Source organism: Streptomyces sp. NBC_00425 (assembly GCF_036030735.1).
Lineage (GTDB): Bacteria > Actinomycetota > Actinomycetes > Streptomycetales > Streptomycetaceae > Streptomyces.
Genome location: NZ_CP107928.1, coordinates 2,072,691 through 2,088,754 on the forward strand (window position 1 = coordinate 2,072,691; position 16,064 = coordinate 2,088,754).

The window sequence follows — 16,064 nt, forward strand, 5'->3', positions numbered from 1 at the left end:
CCATGACGAAGATCGACACCAGCCGTCCGGAGAGCGTGCTGCCCACGCCGTCGCACACGGTCGGCCCCTTCTACGGCCACGCACTGCCGTTCCCCGGCGGCGGCGACATCGCCCCGGCCGGCCACCCGGACGCCATCGCGCTGCAGGGCTTCGTGTACGACGGTGAGGGCAACCCGTTGCCGGACGCGTTCGTGGAGCTGTGGGGCGCGGACCCCGAGGGCAACGTGCCGCAGGTCGACGGCTCGATGCGGCGCGACCCGTCGAGCGGCGGATTCCTCGGCCGCAACGGCGTGGAGTTCACCGGGTGGGGACGGATCCAGACGGACGCGAACGGCCACTGGACGGCGCGTACGCTGCGGCCCGGCGCACGCGGGCGGAGCGCCCCGTACCTGAGCGTCTGCGTGTTCGCGCGCGGCCTGCTCGTGCACCTCTACACCCGGATCTACCTCCCCGGCGACGAGGCCGCGCTGGCCGCCGACCCGCTGCTGCGGCGGGTGGACCCGGCGCGGCGCGACACGCTGATCGCCACGGACGGGCCGCTCGGCACCTACCGTTTCGACATCCGCCTTCAGGGCGAAGGCGAGACGGTCTTCCTGGAGTTCCAGTGACACCTGCGCCATCCGACGTCCCGTACGGAAGCGGTCTGCTCTCCCCCGGGTGGACCGGCTCCCCCGCCGCCTCCGCCACCGACGACGATGCCTGGCTGCGGGCGCTGCTCGACGCGGAGGCGGCGCTCACCCGCGCCCAGGAGGCGCTGGGTCTGGCCCCGGAGGGGTCCGGGGCGGCGGTCACCTCGGCCGCGGAGGGCGGCGGCTTCGACGTGCGCTCCCTCGCCGAGCGCGCCCGCGGCGGCGGGAACCCGGTGATCCCGCTGGTAGCCGACCTGACGGCGGCGGCCGGCGAGCGGCACGGTCCGTACGTCCACCGGGGCGCGACCAGCCAGGACATCATGGACACGGCGGCGATGCTGGTCGCCGTGCGCACGCTCGGCCTCGTCCTCGCCGACCTCGACCGCACCGGGAACGCACTGACCGGCCTCGCCGCGGCGCACCGGGACACTGCGATGCCGGGGCGGACGCTGACCCAGCACGCGGTGCCGACCACGTTCGGGCTGAAGGCGGCCGGGTGGCGTTCCCTGGTGCTGGACGCGCGGGACCGGGTGACCGCCGTACGGGACTCGCTGCCCGCCCAACTCGGCGGCGCCGCAGGGACCCTGGCCGCCTTCACGGCGTACGGCGCCGACGACGCGACGGCACTGCCCGCCGCCTTCGCGCGGGAACTCGGTCTGGCGGCACCCCTGTTGCCGTGGCACACCCTGCGCACGCCCGTCGCCGACCTCGCCGGCTGCCTGGCGTTCACCGTCGGCGCCCTCGGCAAGATGGCGGCGGACGTCCTCACACTCGCCCGCACCGAGATCGGCGAGGTGGCCGAGGGCAGCGGAGGCGGCTCCTCGGCCATGCCGCACAAGGCGAACCCGGTGCGCTCGACGCTGATCGCGGCGGCCGCCCGGCGCGCCCCGCAGCTCGCGGCCGTGCTCTACGGGTCGCTCGCCGCGCAGGACGAGCGCCCCGCCGGCGCCTGGCACGCCGAGTGGGAGCCGCTCAGGGACCTGCTGCGGCTGGTCGGCGGTGCCGCCCGGGACGCGGCCGAACTCACGGAAGGGCTGCGGGTGGACGCCGACGCGATGCGCGCGAACCTCGGTCTCACCCACGGACTGATCGTCTCCGAGCGGCTGTCCGCCGAGCTGTCGGCGCTGCTCGGCCGCGCCCGCGCCAAGGAGTTGCTGACGGAACTCGCCCGGCGCGCCTACGCCGAGGACCTGCCGCTGCACCGACTCCTCGCCGAGGAACCGGACTTGACCGGACTCGACCTCGGCGAGCTCACCGACCCCGCCCGCTACACCGGCTCCGCCGGAGCCCTCACCGACCGTGCGCTGGAGCGACGTTGACCGAGAACCTTCTCCACCACCGCGCCGAGGGCCCGTCCTGCGGCCCCCCGCTGCTGCTCGGCCCCTCTCTGGGCGCCTCGTACGCCGTGTGGGGCAAGATCGCGCCCGAACTGTCCGCCACCCACCGGGTGGTCCGCTGGGACCTGCCCGGGCACGGGGGCTCGCCCGCCGACCTGATCGGGCCCGGCGCCACCGTGGGCGACCTCGCCGACCTGGTGCTGGCGCTCGCCGACTCCCTCGGCCTGGAGCGGTTCGCGTACGCGGGCGTCTCCCTGGGCGGGGCGGTGGGGCTGCATCTGGCGCTGCACCACCCGCAGCGGGTGTCGTCGCTGGCGATGATCTGTTCGTCCGCCCACTTCAACGGGTCGAGGCCGTGGGAGGAGCGGGCCGCGCTGGTGCGCGGGGAGGGGCTCGCGGGGCTCGTCGAGACCGCGGACGCCCGGTGGTTCACGCCCGGGTTCACCGTGCCGGAGCTGATCGCGGACCACCGTGCGGCGGACCCGGAGGCGTACGCCGCGTGCTGTGACGCGCTGGCCGCGTTCGACCTGCGCGAGCGGCTGCCGGAGATCGCCGTTCGGACCCTGCTGATCGCCGGCCGGCAGGACCCGGCGACGCCGCCGGCGCATCTGCGGGAGATCGCGGACGCGGTGCCGGACGCCACGCTCGTCGAACTGCCGGGGGCCTCGCACCTCGCTCCCGCGCAGTGTCCCGAAGCCGTGCTGACCGTGCTGCGGGCGCATCTCGACGGACCCGCGAAGCGGGGCATGGAGGTGCGGCGCGAGGTGCTGGGCGACGCCCACGTGGACCGGGCCCAGTCGCGGCAGAACGCGTTCACCGCCCGATACCAGGACTTCATCTCCCGCTACGCCTGGGGGGAGATCTGGACCGACCCGACGCTCGACCGCCGCGAGCGCAGCATGATCACGCTGACCGCGCTGGTGGCGCACGGCCACTACGACGAGCTGGCGATGCACGTCAGGGCGGCCCGCCGCAACGGACTCACCCCCGAGGAGATCGGCGCGGTGCTGCTCCAGACGGCCGTCTACTGCGGGGTCCCGGCCGCGAACTCGGCCTTCGCCACGGCCCAGCGGGTACTGGCGGAGGAGGAGGCGGAGGACGGCTTGACCGGTTGAGACCGTACGGCGGGCGTGCGACGCGCGAGGCGATCGGCACGTGGGCCGGGAACCCTCATCCGTGAGGCCGGACTCCGTGAGGCCGGCCTCCGTCAGGCCGGGCGGACGAGTGCGCCGGAGATGATCGCTTCGAGCTGCCGCGCCGGGGCCGTCGCCTCCGCCGTGGGCGCACGCGTCGGCGTGCGACCCGCAGACGCGCGCCCGGCTCGCCGGGGAGCCGCTGCGTATCCGGGAGCCCAGGCCGTCGGCCCCGAACGGCCGGGCGTCCGGCCCGGCGACGCCCGGTGCCGCCGCGCCGGGGACCGTCGCCTCCGCCGCCGGCGCACGCGTCGGCCTGCGGCCCCCAGGCGCGCTGCCGGCTCGCCGGGTGCGCCGGGGAGCCGCTGCGTGTCCGGGAGTGCGGGCCGTCGCCTCGCCGTCCCCCTACCTCCTGGTCTGGCCGGGGACCAGGCCGACCTGGGGTGCGCCGAGCCCCTTAAGGGCCTGCTGCGCCTTCTCCACGAGGCCGTCCGCGCCACAGGAGCGGGCCAGCGTCAGGCCGCGGCCGAGTTCGGCGACCGAGCGGGAGAGGATGCCGTACTCGATCCGCGCGGCGGCGTGTTCGTACTGACAGGGCGACAGTTCCAGGTAGGTGACCGCCTGCTGGGCGAGCCGTACGGCACGCTGCCCGGTCTCCAGGGCGGCGGCGCAGCGCAGGGCCTCGCCGATCGCGGTGTCGGTGCCGAAGCGCTCGGCCTGACGGCGGGCCTCGGCGGCGAGCCGGTTCGCCCGTGCCGGGTCCTGCACGGCGAGAGCCCGGGCCAGGTCGACGGCCCAGGGCACCATCACCGGGTTGAGGTGGCCGCGGGCCGCCGCCGCCTTCTCGGCCTCCTCCAGCTCGTTGACGCCCTCCTGGACCCGGCCGACGGCCAGCAGCAGCCGGCCGCGCACCGACCGGGGGTCGGGCAGCACGATCGTCGACGGGTAGGGCGGGGCGAAGCCGTACTGTTCGGCCACCTCCCAGGCCCGGTCGACATGGCCGCGCACCAGCAGCGTGTCGACGAGGTTGCAGGTCGCCGACCAGTACAGCGGCAGCCCGCGGCCGACGCGTTCGGCGAGGCGCAGGGACTCCGTGAGCGATTCCTCCGCCTCCTTCAGACGCCCCCTGCGACGCAGCCCGAGACCGACGTAGGCGTGGGCCAGGGCGAGGTGACCGCCGCTCCAGCCGGCCGACACATAGGCGCGCAGGGCCTCGTTGAAGAGGACGTCGGCGCGGTCGAGCCGGTCGGTGTAGGCGTAGGAGCTGGCCAGCATCATCAGCAGCTCGATGCCCCACTCCTGGTCGGTCCAGCCGAGCCCGGGGGCGAGGCGGCCGTTGACGAGGGCGCGGTCGCAGAACTCGACGACCTCCTCGGCGTTCTCGCCGTGGGTCATCAGGTCGAACCCGCGCAGGATCAGCAGGGCGCGCTCGGAGTTGTCCCGGCCGGTGCAGGTCGCCGCGAGGGAGGCGAGCTTCTCGGAGCGGCGGGCGGAGGCCGGGTCACCGGCGTTCACGCCCTCCCACATGAACTGGACGGCCTGCAGCCGCAGCCGAGCGGGCCCGGGCGCCTGCCGGGCGGCCTCCGCCTCGACCGTGCGGACGGCCTCCCCCAACTGGTCGTTGTGCAGCAGCGCCTGGGAGAGGCGGTAGACGGCGTCGACCCGCTCGTCGCCGTCGAGGCCCGGCAGGGAGAGCGCCTTGCGCAGGTGCTCGATGGTCCGGGCCGGTGCGGTGAGCAGGGTGGCGCAGCCCAGTTCGTACAGCACGCGCGCGTGGACCTCGGGCACGGGCGGTTCGCGCAGGGCCCGTTCCAGACAGCGGCGGGCCGCGTCGGGGGCGCCGACGGCGAGGTGTTCCCGTGCGGCCTCGCGCAGCTGCTCGACGAGTTCCTCGTCGCCCTCCGCGTGCACCTGCAGCAGATGCCGGGAGGCGGCCGCGAGGCCCTTCCCCGCGTCGGCGACGACCTGGGCGGCGATGCCGTGCATCGCGGTGCGCAGGCCGCCGGGGATGGAGTCGTAGACGGCGGAGGCGATCAGCGGGTGGACGAACTCCAGGTCGCCGTCCTCGGCCGGGGCGGCGGCGGGATCGGGCTCGGTGAGGATACGGGCGCTGCGCAGCAGTTCGGCGCAGCGCGCCGCGTCGTCACGGCCGAGGCCGGCGAGCCGGGCGGCCTGGGCCACGGAGATGTCGGCGCCGAGGATCGCGGCCGCCATCGCGAACTTGGTGGCGTCGACGCCGAGTTTCTCCAGGCGGTCGACGAGTCCTCCGCCGCGGGCCGCCCGGTTCAGGGCGCGCAGTTCGGTGGCGGAGGACTCGCTCGGCGTCAACTCGCGGTCGCGGACCTTGGCGAGGAGTTCGACGGTCTCGTACGGGTTGCCGTCGGTGACCGCCCACACCTCGCGGCAGAACGAGCCCTCGGCGTGGTCGCCGAGGGTGGCCCGGGTCAGGCCGGCGACCGCGGCCGGGGTCAGGGCGCTGAGGCTGGTGACGGCGTGGCCCGCGGCCTCCCCGACGGCGTCGAGGTGGCGGGCCGCGTCGGCCTTCACGTCGCCGGGCCTGCGGGCCACGACGATCAGGACCGGCAGCTCGTCGAGGCGTTCCACGAAGGCGGCCAGCCAGCGCAGGGATTCCTGGTCGGCCCAGTGCGCGTCGTCGACGAGGAGCACGAGCGGGTAGTCCCGCCTGGCCAGCCGGGTGACGGCGGCCACGAGGCCGTCGCACACGCCCTGCGGGTCGGCGTGGCCCTCTCCGGGCTCGACGATGCCGAGAGCGGGACCGGCGATGCCGAACCAGTCGCCGAGGTACTCGCGGGCCTCCTCCGGGTGCAGGGACATCAGGGCGGGCTGCAGCAGCTGCCGCACCATGTTGAAGGGGACGGACCTCAGTGTCTCGCCGCCGCGGGCCGACCAGACGGCGCAGCCGCGGGCCTCGGCGATGCGACGCGTCTCGGCCAGCAGGGCGGTCTTGCCGAATCCGGCCTCGCCGCGGAGCACCAGCAGGTGACCCCTGGAGGACCGGTCGGCGCAGAGCGTCTCCACCGCCTGCGCGATGGCGGCGACCTCCGCGTCGCGCTCCCACAGGGAAGCCGAGGTGGCCGCCGCCGGCCTGACCTCCGTCATCCCGCTACCTCCCCAAGTCGCCCGAACGACGTACCGACGTCGAGCGTAGCTCTCCGAGGGCTCGCGCGGAGGGCTGTCCGCGCAGGTCCCGCCTCGACGGGTGACGGCTCGCGGCGCCGAAGGCCCCGGCGGGCCTGCGGAAGTGCCCCCATGACGTCAACGGCGAGTGACGCGCACCGAATTGACGTCGAATTCGCGCCACCCGGGCGGCCTGGCGCCGGGGGCCGGTTCCGACGGAGTGCGCTCCCTCTCATCCGGATCTCACCGACGCCTCATACGGTGGGGGTATGACGCAGGTGACTCCTCCCGGTTGGTATCCCGATCCGGGGCAGACGAATGACGGTCCCGCCACCGAACGCTGGTGGGACGGCAAGGCATGGACGGACCAGACCCGCGCCGCGGGCTCGGCCGCCGCTTGGGGTCCGCCGGCGCAGACCGCGGCCGACGGCGCGCCCGCGGCCCACCCCGGCGGCGCGGGTCAGCCGGGGTATCCGGCGTACCCGGGGGGCCCGGCGTATCCCGGCGGCCCCGCGTACCCCGGAGGTCCCGCATACGCCGGAGGTCCCGCGTACCCCGGCGGCCCCGTGTATCCCGGCGGCCCCGGGCAGGCCGGCTACCCGGGGTATCCCGCGGCGCCCGCGCCCGGCCGGCGGCGGGGGCTGCGCACGGGCATAGCCGTGGCGGCCGCCGTCGCCGTCCTCGCCAGCATCGGGGTCGGCGTGTACGCGCTCGCCAAGGACGACGGCTCGGGCGGCGGCGGTGGCACGGCCCAGGGACCGGGCGGGCAGGGCGGTCCCGGCGGCCCGGGCGGCGGCGGTCAGGGCGGGTCGGGCGGGTCCGGCGGGTCCGGCGGGGAGTCGCCCTCGCCGCGGGGCTCCGAGCCGCCGACGATCAAGAGCGGTTCGGTGACCGACGCGCTCAACGGGATCAGCATCCCCATCCCGAAGGGCTGGGCGGGCCAGGAGCTCAACGTGGGCGTCCAGGTCGTCTCCGGCGCCTCCTACAAGTGCCCGGGCGACACCACCAAGACCTGCACCAAGGGGGGCGTGTACTCGTCGCCCGCCGAGGTGCTGGGGAGCAAGGGCGGCACGGCCGAGGAGGTCGCGAAGGCGGACATCGCGGCCAACGCCGAGCAGTCGTACGGCGGGACGACGTACGGCGCGATCACCTCGCACCAGGTGCTCGCCTCGAAGGCGGTGACGGTGGCCGGGCAGAAGGGCTATCTGGTGCGCTGGAAGGCGGTGACGAGCAAGGGCGCGGACGGCTATGTCGAGTCGCTGGCGTTCCCGGCGCCCGCGGACGCCAAGCGCATGGTGGTGCTCCGCTTCGGTCTCGACACCGATCAGGACGTGTCGGTCATCGACACGATCACCGCGAGCGTCAAGGTGTCGACGGGCGGCGGCAGCGGACAGGACGTCTGACCGCCGGAGCCGGCCCGCGGGACACGATCGGCCGGGTGGGACCCCCTGTACTCACAGGGGGGTCCCACCCGGCCGGGGGGTGCGCGCCGCCCCCGTCCCCACGGTGCGGCGCGATACAGGCTGCCGTCCAGTCATCCCGTGGACGGCGGCCTGGGTCCTTCGGGTCCCGGAGCGGCCCCCGAGCGGCCCCCCGGCAGGCCGCCGCCGGAGCGCGGGACGAGTCCGAGGGCCGGCAGCACCGCGGCCTCCACGAAACGCAGCAGGTACTCCTGGTCCGCGTACTCCCCGTCGACGACCGGGCGGGCGCGGATCACCCCGAACATCTGCGCGGGGACGTACTCCAGCGCCGGGTGGTCACCGGCGATCTCGCCGCGTTCCACCCCGCGCCGCAGGATCTCCCGGAGGGCGTCGATCTCCGGGGCGACGATCGCCTCGCGCAGCGCGCGGGCGAGCTCCTGGTCGCCGGTGACCGCGTGGCCGAGGGCCTGCATCAGCTCGGTGTCATGGGTGGACCAGCGGCCCGCGGCCTCCGCGGCCTCGCGCAGGTCCCCGGCGAGCGAGCCGGTGTCGATGCCGGTCAACCGGGCCTGCCGGCGGGAGCGCAGGGCGGCGACGACGAACTGCGGCTTGGTCCTCCACTGCCGGTAGAGCGTCGACTTGCTGCAGCGGGTGCTCGCCGCGACGCCCTCCATGGTGACGGCTTCGTAGCCGCATTCACGGACCTGGTCGAGGACGGCGTCGAAGAACTCCTGTTCCCGCTCGGGCGTGATCTTCGAGCGGCGCGTGGCGGCGGCCGACTCCGGTCCGTCCGCGGCCTGCGACGTCATCTGCTCTCCCCCTCGTTTCTCTTCCGCCGGGCGTGCCCGTCCGAAGGCGGTGCGGGCCTCCGGTCGGGCCCAGGTCTCCAGTGTGGCGCACATCAATCGATACGCCAGTGTACCGGTACGCGTCCGTATCGGTACACTGGCGTATCGGTACGACATCGTATCGATGGTGCATGCACGAGCCACCGCCCGGCAGCACCACCTCACACGCACCACGTCAGCGAAGGGGCCGGGGGATGAATGCCCGCACCGAGCCTGCAGAAGCGGAGCCGGTCACACCGGCGAGGCCGCCCGTAGTCCGAGAGCTCCTGCTCGTCGCAGGTCTCTTCGCCGTGTACAAACTCGGCCGGCAACTGGCCGCGGGCCACACCGGCGAGGCCTTCCGCGACGCCCGGGACGTCTGGCACGCCGAGCGGTGGCTGCACCTGCCCGGCGAGGGCGCGGTGCAGTCCCTGCTGCTGCGCGGCGACGGCCTGGCCGAAGCCGCGAACGCCTACTACGCGACCGTGCACTTCCCGGCCACCCTGGCCTTCCTGGTCTGGCTGTACCTGCGGCGTCCGGCGCACTACACCTGGGCGCGGCGGGTGCTGGCCGCGGTGACCGCCGCCGCCCTGGTGCTGCATCTGACGTTCCCGCTCGCCCCGCCGCGGATGCTGGCGGCGACGGGCCTGGTGGACACCGCGCGCGTGTACGGTCCGTCGGTGTACGGGCCGCCGCAGAGCGACCATCTGTCGAACCAGTTCGCGGCGATGCCCTCGCTCCACTTCGGCTGGGCGCTGATGGTGGCGATCGGTCTGATCGTCGCCACCCGGTCACGGTGGCGGTGGCTGTGGCTGCTGCACCCGCTGCTCACCCTGCTGGTGATCGTGGGCACGGCGAACCACTACTGGCTCGACGCGATCGCCGCGGCCGCCCTGCTCGGTGCGGCGCTGGCGCTGATCCCCGTGCCCCGGCGCACGCCCGGAACGGCCACCGAGGCCGGGCCCGGCACGCGCGCCCACGTCCCGGCCGAGCAGCCGGTCCTGGCAGGAGCGGGCCGATGAACGCCACCCTGGTCGCCGTCGTCCTCTCCCTGTTCTCGGCCGTCGCGTACGCGGCCGCCGCGGTCGCCCAGGAGCGGCTCGCCTCCCGGCATCCCGGTTCGGGCCTGGCCGGCCTGCTCGGCAACGGGGCCTGGTGGTGCTCGGTGGGGCTGAACGCCGCCGCCGCGCTGCTGCACGTCGTGGCCCTGAAGTACGGCCCGCTCACCGTGGTGCAGCCGCTCGGCGCGCTCACCCTGGTGGCGGCGGTGCCGATGGGCGCACGGGTCGCGGGACGCCGGGTCGACGCCGCCGAGTGGCGCGGCACCGCCCTCACCCTGGCCGGCCTGGCCGCGATCCTGGTCACCGCCTCGGGGCCGGCCCCCGAGGAGGTCCTGAGCGGGCCGGAGGCGGTGGCCGTGGCGGGGGCGACGGCCGCGCTGATCGGGCTGCTGGCCCGGCGCGGCGCCCGTCCGGGGCTGCGGCACGCGAGCGCGTCCGGCTTCGCCTCGGGCGTCGCCTCGGCGCTCACCCAGACGGTGACGGTGGCCGCGACGGACCGGTCGGGCTCGCTGCTGAGCATGCAGGTGATCGGGGTGGCGCTCCTGGTCGCGGCCTTCGCGACGGGCGGACTGCTGCTGTCGCAGACGGCCTACCGGGACGGTCTCGGCGCCCCGCTGGCGATGGTGACGCTGGCCAACCCGGTGGCCGCCGCGGTGATCGGCCTCGCGCTCCTCGGCGAACGGCTCCAGGGCGGGCCCGCGGGGATGCTCCTCGCCCTGGCGGGAGCCGGGCTCGCGGGGCGGGGCGTGGTGCTGCTGTCGCGGGCCGCGCCGCACCCGGCGGCCGTCGCGGACGAGGAGCACCCGGTGGCGGCGGTGCTGGCCCTGAGGCCGGAGACGGCGTCCGCCGAACCGGCGCTGCTGCCCCGGCCGACGACCGGCCCGGAGCACCTCACCCCGCTGTAGTTCCGGAACGGATGGCGCCTTCCCTGAGGGCGCCACCCGTGCGCGGAGGGCGCCACCCGTGCGCGGAGGGCGCCACCCGTGCGCGGAGGGCGCCACCCGTGCGCGGAGGGCGCCACCCGTGCGGGAGGGCGCCACCCGCCCGAGGGCGCCACCCGCGGGAGGGCGTCAGCCCAGACCGCGCGCGTCCTGCTTGAGCGCGGTGTCCACGGTCAGGGCGGTGGCCACGACGAGGCTCAACAGCGGCTCGGGCAGCTGGTAGTGGATCTGCAGGACGTAGTTGTCCGCGGTGGTGAACATCGTCTTGGCGAGGCCTTCCCAGGTCTTGGTGATCCGGGCGACCTCGTTGTCCGCGTGGTCGACGATCGCGAAGTTCCAGGCCCGCCAGTTCTCCGCCTTGATGGCGCCGACCTGGCGGCCGTCCGCCTTGATCGCGAAGTTGATCTTCCCGAAGACGTTCTGCTGGACGATCTCGCCGACCGGCTGTCCGTCGGGGCGGGTCACGATCACCCGCGACTTGAAGATCTTCGCCGGGCGGGTCAGCAGCAGCACCGGCCGCCCGTGGGCGTCGCGGATCTCCAGTCGCTGCGTCAGGTACTGGTCGATGCTGGCGAGGAAGCGCACGATCTTGCGCAGCGTGCTCTGGCCGACCTGGACCACCGAGCCGAGCTGGTTGCCCTGCTGGTCCATCACCTTGTACTCGTTGGTGAGCTCGATCAGCTTCGCCTTCTGGTTCACCACCAGCACCGGCTCGCTGAACAGGGAGCCGCCGCCGGGGCCGCTCGGCGTGACCCCGGCCTGCTGCTGCACCTGGCGCTGGACCCGGGCGTCGGGCCCCGCCTGCTGCGGTATCTGCGGGGCGGGGCCGCCCTTGCCGTCGGCATGGGTCTGCTCGGTCCACTGGGCGCCGTCCCAGTAACGCAGGGTCTGGGCCGCGCCGTGCGGATCGGGATACCAGCCTGCAGGTGTGTTCGAATGCGTGGTCACCGGGGCACACTATCCCGAGCCCACCGGGACCTGACCAGTCCCCGCGATGCGGTCTTCATCGCGCATTCACCGCACCCGCGGCCCGCGCCCCCGGCCGCGTTCACGCCGTGACGATCGCCGGGTCGCTCACACCGGGCCGCCCGTTCTCCACATGTCCTGCGAACCGCCTGAGGAACGCCGGATCGGCGGCGGAGGTGACGCTCAGGTCGTACCAGCGCCTGCTCGCCCGCAGGTCCACGGTCCGTTTGAGGACGGCGCCGGGCCGCACCCGGACGGTCGTCGCCGGGCGGCCGTACCCGTCCGTCACCTTCAACTCCACCGTGCCGGAGCCCCGGTGGGTGAAGGTCAGCTCGACGCCGTCGCCGACGTGCCGTGCGGTCACCTCGGGTCCGGCCGTCTGCCCCCGCCCCTTGAAGACGCGCAGGAAGCCGTTCGGTCCGTGCACGGTCAGATCGTGCGAGCCGCCGGAGTACGCCGCGTTCCAGGTGTCCGAGACGGTCGCGCCGGCCCCGGTCGTGTAGCTCCACGGGCCGTCCCCCCGGTTGCCCGAGGTGACGAGGAACGCGGCGCCGGCCTCGGCCCCGGAGGCGAAGTCGAGGGTGAGGGTCCCGGCGGCCGGATCGGCCGAACCGTCCACGCGGGGCGCGTACTTGAGCGGCCGGGTGGGTCGCGTGCCGCGCTCCTGCTTCGGCAGGACGGGGCGGGCCGGCGGGGTGGGCACGGAGTCGGGGTGGCGTTCCCGGTCCGGGGGCGCGTAGCCGCCGGTCTCCGGCAGGACGACCCGCCGGGCGTCCTTGCGGGAGAAGTCGAACGCGGCGGTCAGGTCGCCGCAGACCGCGCGCCGCCACGGGGAGATGTTCGGCTCGTGGACGCCGAAGCGACGCTCGACGAAGCGGATGACCGAGGTGTGGTCGAGCGTCTCCGAGCAGACGTAACCACCCTTGCTCCAGGGGGAGACGACGAGCATCGGGACACGCTGGCCGAGTCCGTAGGGGCCGGGGACGTGGCCGCTGTCGCCCTTGAAGACGTCGGGCCCGACGTCGACCGTCGAGCGGCCCCGCTCCGCGGAGGCCGGCGGGAAGGGCGGGACGACGTGGTCGAAGAACCCGTCGTTCTCGTCGTAGGTGACGAACAGGGCCGTCCTGGCCCACACCTCGGGGTCTGCGGTGAGCGCGTCGAGGACCTGCGAGACGTACCAGGCCCCGTAGTTGGCGGGCCAGTTGGGGTGTTCGGTGAAGGCCTCCGGTGCGACGATCCAGGAGACCTGCGGCAGCTTCCCGCCCAGGACGTCCGCCTTCAGCCGGTCGAAGTAGCCCTGCCCCGCGCGCGCGTCGGTGCCCGTGCGGGCCTTGTCGTACAGGGGGTCGCCGGGCTTCGCGTTCTGGTACTGCGTGAAGTAGAGCAGCGAGTTGTCGCCGTAGTTGCCGCGGTAGGCGTCCTGGATCCAGCCCCAGCTGCCGTTCGCGTCCAGACCGTCGCCGACGTCCTGGTAGATCTTCCAGGAGACGCCCGCCCGCTCGAGGCGCTCGGGGTACGTCGTCCAGCTGTAGCCGACCTCGTCGTTGCCGAGGACCGGGCCGCCGCCCTTGCCGTCGTTCCCCGTATGACCGGTCCACAGGTAGTAGCGGTTGGGGTCGGTGGAGCCGATGAAGGAGCAGTGGTAGGCGTCGCAGACGGTGAAGGCGTCGGCGAGCGCGTAGTGGAACGGGATGTCCTTGCGCGTCAGGTACGCCATCGTCGTCGCGCTCTTGGCGGGCACCCACCGGTCGTACCTGCCGTCGGCGAAGGCCGCGTGGCCGTCGTTCCAGCCGTGCGGGAGGTCCTGGACGAAGGCGAGTCCCAGGTCGTCGGCGTCGGGACGAAAGGGCAGCACGTCCTTGCCAGCGGCGTCCGCCTGGTGCCAGACCGACCTGCCGTTCGCGAGGGTCGCCGGCCGAGGGTCGCCGAAGCCGCGGACGCCGCGGAGCGTGCCGAAGTAGTGGTCGAAGGAGCGGTTCTCCTGCATCAGGACGACGATGTGCTCCACGTCCTCGATCGACCCCGTGCGGTGGTGCGCGGGCAGGGCCGCAGCGCGTTCGACGCTGCCGGACAGGGCGGTGAACGCCGTTGTGGCGCCCGTGAGCTGGAGGAAGCGGCGCCGGTTGACTTCGGACATGGTGAGGCACCTCTCGTACGCAAGGACTGGGCCGGCCGGTGGTGACGGAAGCGCGCCTACGGAGTGTGGCAAGGGCGTCGAACGTCAGGGAAGGGCCGGATGACGCCGATGTGAAGGTCAGCGGTACGCGGGGCGCGCGGCGCGGGAGGGGGCCGCCGGGCGCCGGTCCCGGCCGGGCGGGCTTCCGTGAGGCGGAAGCCGTCTTGCGCCCCTGTGAAGCCCGTCACGACGATGTCGCCACGACCCAGAGACGGGAGCCCCACACCATGCCGCACACCACCGCATTCGCCAGGAACCAGTGGTACGTCGCCGCCTACAGTCACGAGGTCGGCCGCGAGGAGCTGCTCGGGCGGACGGTCCTCGGGGAGCCGCTGGTCTTCTACCGTACCGAGGAGGACGGCACGCCGGTCGTGCTGCACGACCGGTGTGTGCACCGCCGGTTCCCGCTCTCCGAGAGCCGGCTGGACGGCGACCGGATCGTGTGCGGCTACCACGGGTTCACCTACGACACGACCGGCGCCTGCGTGTACGTGCCGGGGCAGAAGCGCATCCCGCGCACCGCCCGGGTCACCGCCTACCCGGTCGTCGAGCAGGACTCCCTGGTGTGGGTGTGGATCGGCGATCCGGCCCTCGCCGACCCGCAGGCCGTGCCGCGCGCCCGGCATCTGGACTCCCCCGGCTGGACGACCGTGCGCGGCATGGAGCCGATCGACGCGGACTACGGGCTGCTCGTCGACAACCTCCTGGACCTGTCCCACGAGACGTATCTGCACGGCGGATACATCGGCACCCCCGAGGTCGCCGAGACGCCCATCACCACCGAGGTCGACGAGGGCGCCGGGATCGTGCGGGTGAGCCGGCACATGGACGACGCCGAGTGCCCGCCCTTCTACGCCCGTTCTACCGGGATCGAGGGGCGGATCACCCGGTGGCAGGACATCGAGTACCACGCGCCGTGCCTGTATCTGCTGCACAGCCGCATCGCGCCGGTGGGCGTGCTGCCGGAGGCCGACGGGAGCGACCCGAACGGCTTCCACACCGAGATCACGTACGCGATCACCCCGTCCGCCGACGGCAAGGTGTACGACTTCTGGATGGTCTCGCGGGACTGGGCGACGGACGACGACGAGGTCACCGAGTTCCTGCGGGGCAACAACCACACGGTGGTCATGCAGGACGTCGACGCCCTCAACCTCCTTCAGCGGACGCTGGGTTCGGAGCGGTCCGGCTACCAGGAGCTGAGCATCAACATCGACACCGGCGGTCTCGCCGCCCGCCGCATCCTCGCCCGGCTGGTGGAGGAGGGCGACAAGCCGGTGGAGCCGGTCCTGTGAGCAGCCCCACCGGCGAGGTCTACCGCATCGACTGGCTGCCGGGCACCGACGTCCTGCACGGCACCTGCCACTGCGGAGCCGAGCACACCGCACAGGACCCGGTGCTGATGTGGGAGTGGATGCTCGCCCACCCCGAGGGTCACACACCGCACGACCCCGCCCCCGAGGGGCCCGAGCCACCGGAGGAAGCCTCATGAGTGACGTCCACGAAGTCGAACTCGTCGTCGCACGGCGCGAGTTCGCGGCCGACGGCGTACTCGCCCTCACTCTGCGCCACCCACTGGGCGAGCCGCTGGCGGCCTGGGAGCCCGGCGCCCACGTCGACGTGGTCCTCGGGCCGGGGCTGGAGCGGCAGTACTCGCTCTGCGGCGACCCGGCCGACCGGAGCGCCTGGCGGATCGCGGTGCTGCGCGAGCCGGCGGGGCGGGGCGGGTCGGCCCATGTGCACGAGGAGGTGAGGCAGGGCGACAAGGTCCGGGTGCGCGGTCCGCGCAACCACTTCGCCCTGCGCCCGGCGGCCCGTTACCGGTTCATCGCGGGCGGCATCGGGATCACGCCCGTCCTGCCGATGCTCGCGGCGGCCGAGGCGGCGGGCGCCGAGTGGCGTCTGCTGTACGGCGGCCGTACCCGCGAATCCATGGCGTTCATCCAGGAGTTGGCGCGGTACGGAGAACGGGTCACGGTCGCGCCGCAGGACGAGACCGGTCTGCTGGACCTCGCCTCGGTGCTCGACGAACTGCCCGCGGACGCCCTCGTCTACTGCTGCGGCCCGGGTCCCCTGCTGGACGCGGTGGAGGAGCGCTGCCCGGCCGGGGCGCTGCACGTCGAGCGGTTCCAGGCCAAGGAGCAACCCGCGGGCACGGACGTCGAGTTCGAGGTCGAGCTCGCGCAGAGCGGCCGTACGGTGACGGTCGCGCCGGGCGTGTCCGTGCTGGACACGGTGCGGGCGGCCGGCGTCGAGGTGCTCTTCTCCTGTACCGAGGGCACCTGCGGCACCTGCGAGACCGATGTGCTGGAGGGCGTGCCGGAGCACCGCGACTCGGTGCTCACCGCCGAGGAGCGGGAGGCCGGGGAGACCATGATGATCTGTGTGTCCCGGTGCCGGGGGAGGAAACTGGTCCTCGACCTGTGACCCGCCGG

At 74.1% G+C, this 16,064-nt stretch carries 13 protein-coding genes; 9 read left to right on the plus strand and 4 right to left on the minus strand.

The features are described from left to right. Window positions 1-2: 2 nt before the first annotated feature. Genes pcaG through pcaDC form a run of 3 tightly spaced genes read left to right on the plus strand, consistent with a single transcriptional unit; the run spans window position 3 to window position 3,081 of the window. Window positions 3-608 (plus strand): protocatechuate 3,4-dioxygenase subunit alpha, encoded by a 606-nt coding sequence (gene pcaG, locus OHS82_RS08545; RefSeq protein WP_057582763.1) that lies wholly within the window; start codon window positions 3-5, stop codon window positions 606-608. Further along, window positions 605-1,948, plus strand: a complete 1,344-nt coding sequence (pcaB, locus tag OHS82_RS08550) for a 3-carboxy-cis,cis-muconate cycloisomerase (protein ID WP_057582765.1) — start codon at window positions 605-607, stop codon at window positions 1,946-1,948. The genes pcaG and pcaB overlap by 4 nt, the downstream gene beginning before the upstream one ends. Then, window positions 1,945-3,081, plus strand: a complete 1,137-nt coding sequence (pcaDC, locus tag OHS82_RS08555) for a bifunctional 3-oxoadipate enol-lactonase/4-carboxymuconolactone decarboxylase PcaDC (RefSeq protein ID WP_057582767.1) — start codon at window positions 1,945-1,947, stop codon at window positions 3,079-3,081. Before pcaB ends, pcaDC begins: the two co-directional genes overlap by 4 nt. A 423-nt stretch (window positions 3,082-3,504) precedes the next feature. On the opposite strand, the gene OHS82_RS08560 is transcribed toward pcaDC, so the two are convergent. Further along, the gene (locus tag OHS82_RS08560) at window positions 3,505-6,219 is read right to left on the minus strand and encodes an ATP-binding protein (protein ID WP_057582769.1); all 2,715 of its coding nucleotides are present in this window, start codon (window positions 6,217-6,219) and stop codon (window positions 3,505-3,507) included. Between the two features lie 287 nt (window positions 6,220-6,506). Between OHS82_RS08560 and OHS82_RS08565 the strand changes: the two genes are divergently transcribed. Beyond that, entirely contained in the window at window positions 6,507-7,640 is a 1,134-nt protein-coding gene (locus tag OHS82_RS08565) for a DUF2510 domain-containing protein (protein ID WP_057582771.1), read from the plus strand. Between the two features lie 131 nt (window positions 7,641-7,771). Here the strand turns inward: OHS82_RS08565 and OHS82_RS08570 are convergent, their stop codons facing one another. Further along, window positions 7,772-8,467: a TetR/AcrR family transcriptional regulator gene (locus tag OHS82_RS08570; protein WP_242433384.1), complete on the minus strand. Its 696-nt coding sequence runs from the start codon at window positions 8,465-8,467 to the stop codon at window positions 7,772-7,774. 233 nt (window positions 8,468-8,700) lie between these two features. Here OHS82_RS08570 and OHS82_RS08575 point away from each other — a divergent pair, with 233 nt between their 5' ends. Continuing rightward, window positions 8,701-9,507 (plus strand): phosphatase PAP2 family protein, encoded by an 807-nt coding sequence (locus OHS82_RS08575; RefSeq protein WP_057582772.1) that lies wholly within the window; start codon window positions 8,701-8,703, stop codon window positions 9,505-9,507. Next, window positions 9,504-10,451, plus strand: coding sequence for a hypothetical protein (locus OHS82_RS08580; protein WP_057582774.1), 948 nt, complete (start codon window positions 9,504-9,506; stop codon window positions 10,449-10,451). Before OHS82_RS08575 ends, OHS82_RS08580 begins: the two co-directional genes overlap by 4 nt. 165 nt (window positions 10,452-10,616) lie before the next feature. On the opposite strand, the gene OHS82_RS08585 is transcribed toward OHS82_RS08580, so the two are convergent. Both OHS82_RS08585 and OHS82_RS08590 read right to left on the minus strand, forming a co-directional pair. Then, a complete protein-coding gene (locus OHS82_RS08585; protein WP_057582775.1) occupies window positions 10,617-11,435 on the minus strand; it encodes a phospholipid scramblase-related protein in 819 nt (272 codons plus the stop codon). A 100-nt stretch (window positions 11,436-11,535) separates the two neighbouring features. After that, window positions 11,536-13,590: a phosphocholine-specific phospholipase C gene (locus OHS82_RS08590; RefSeq protein WP_328433621.1), complete on the minus strand. Its 2,055-nt coding sequence runs from the start codon at window positions 13,588-13,590 to the stop codon at window positions 11,536-11,538. A gap of 266 nt (window positions 13,591-13,856) precedes the next feature. On the opposite strand from OHS82_RS08590, the gene OHS82_RS08595 reads away from it, so the two are divergent. From OHS82_RS08595 to OHS82_RS08605, 3 genes are read left to right on the plus strand one after another with little or no spacing between them, the layout of a single operon-like run. Next, window positions 13,857-14,924, plus strand: coding sequence for an aromatic ring-hydroxylating dioxygenase subunit alpha (locus tag OHS82_RS08595; RefSeq protein ID WP_057582778.1), 1,068 nt, complete (start codon window positions 13,857-13,859; stop codon window positions 14,922-14,924). After that, window positions 14,921-15,121, plus strand: coding sequence for a hypothetical protein (locus tag OHS82_RS08600; protein ID WP_057582780.1), 201 nt, complete (start codon window positions 14,921-14,923; stop codon window positions 15,119-15,121). The genes OHS82_RS08595 and OHS82_RS08600 overlap by 4 nt, the downstream gene beginning before the upstream one ends. After that, entirely contained in the window at window positions 15,118-16,056 is a 939-nt protein-coding gene (locus OHS82_RS08605; RefSeq protein WP_057582782.1) for a PDR/VanB family oxidoreductase, read from the plus strand. Before OHS82_RS08600 ends, OHS82_RS08605 begins: the two co-directional genes overlap by 4 nt. Window positions 16,057-16,064 lie beyond the last annotated feature (8 nt).

Coding starts and splice junctions, on each gene's coding strand:
- pcaG (WP_057582763.1), top strand. CDS start 3: ATGACGAAGATCGACACCAGCCGTCCGGAGAGCGTGCTGCCCACGCCG.
- OHS82_RS08560 (WP_057582769.1), bottom strand. CDS start 6,219: ATGACGGAGGTCAGGCCGGCGGCGGCCACCTCGGCTTCCCTGTGGGAG.
- OHS82_RS08565 (WP_057582771.1), top strand. CDS start 6,507: ATGACGCAGGTGACTCCTCCCGGTTGGTATCCCGATCCGGGGCAGACG.
- OHS82_RS08570 (WP_242433384.1), bottom strand. CDS start 8,467: ATGACGTCGCAGGCCGCGGACGGACCGGAGTCGGCCGCCGCCACGCGC.
- OHS82_RS08575 (WP_057582772.1), top strand. CDS start 8,701: ATGAATGCCCGCACCGAGCCTGCAGAAGCGGAGCCGGTCACACCGGCG.
- OHS82_RS08580 (WP_057582774.1), top strand. CDS start 9,504: ATGAACGCCACCCTGGTCGCCGTCGTCCTCTCCCTGTTCTCGGCCGTC.
- OHS82_RS08590 (WP_328433621.1), bottom strand. CDS start 13,590: ATGTCCGAAGTCAACCGGCGCCGCTTCCTCCAGCTCACGGGCGCCACA.
- OHS82_RS08595 (WP_057582778.1), top strand. CDS start 13,857: ATGCCGCACACCACCGCATTCGCCAGGAACCAGTGGTACGTCGCCGCC.
- OHS82_RS08605 (WP_057582782.1), top strand. CDS start 15,118: ATGAGTGACGTCCACGAAGTCGAACTCGTCGTCGCACGGCGCGAGTTC.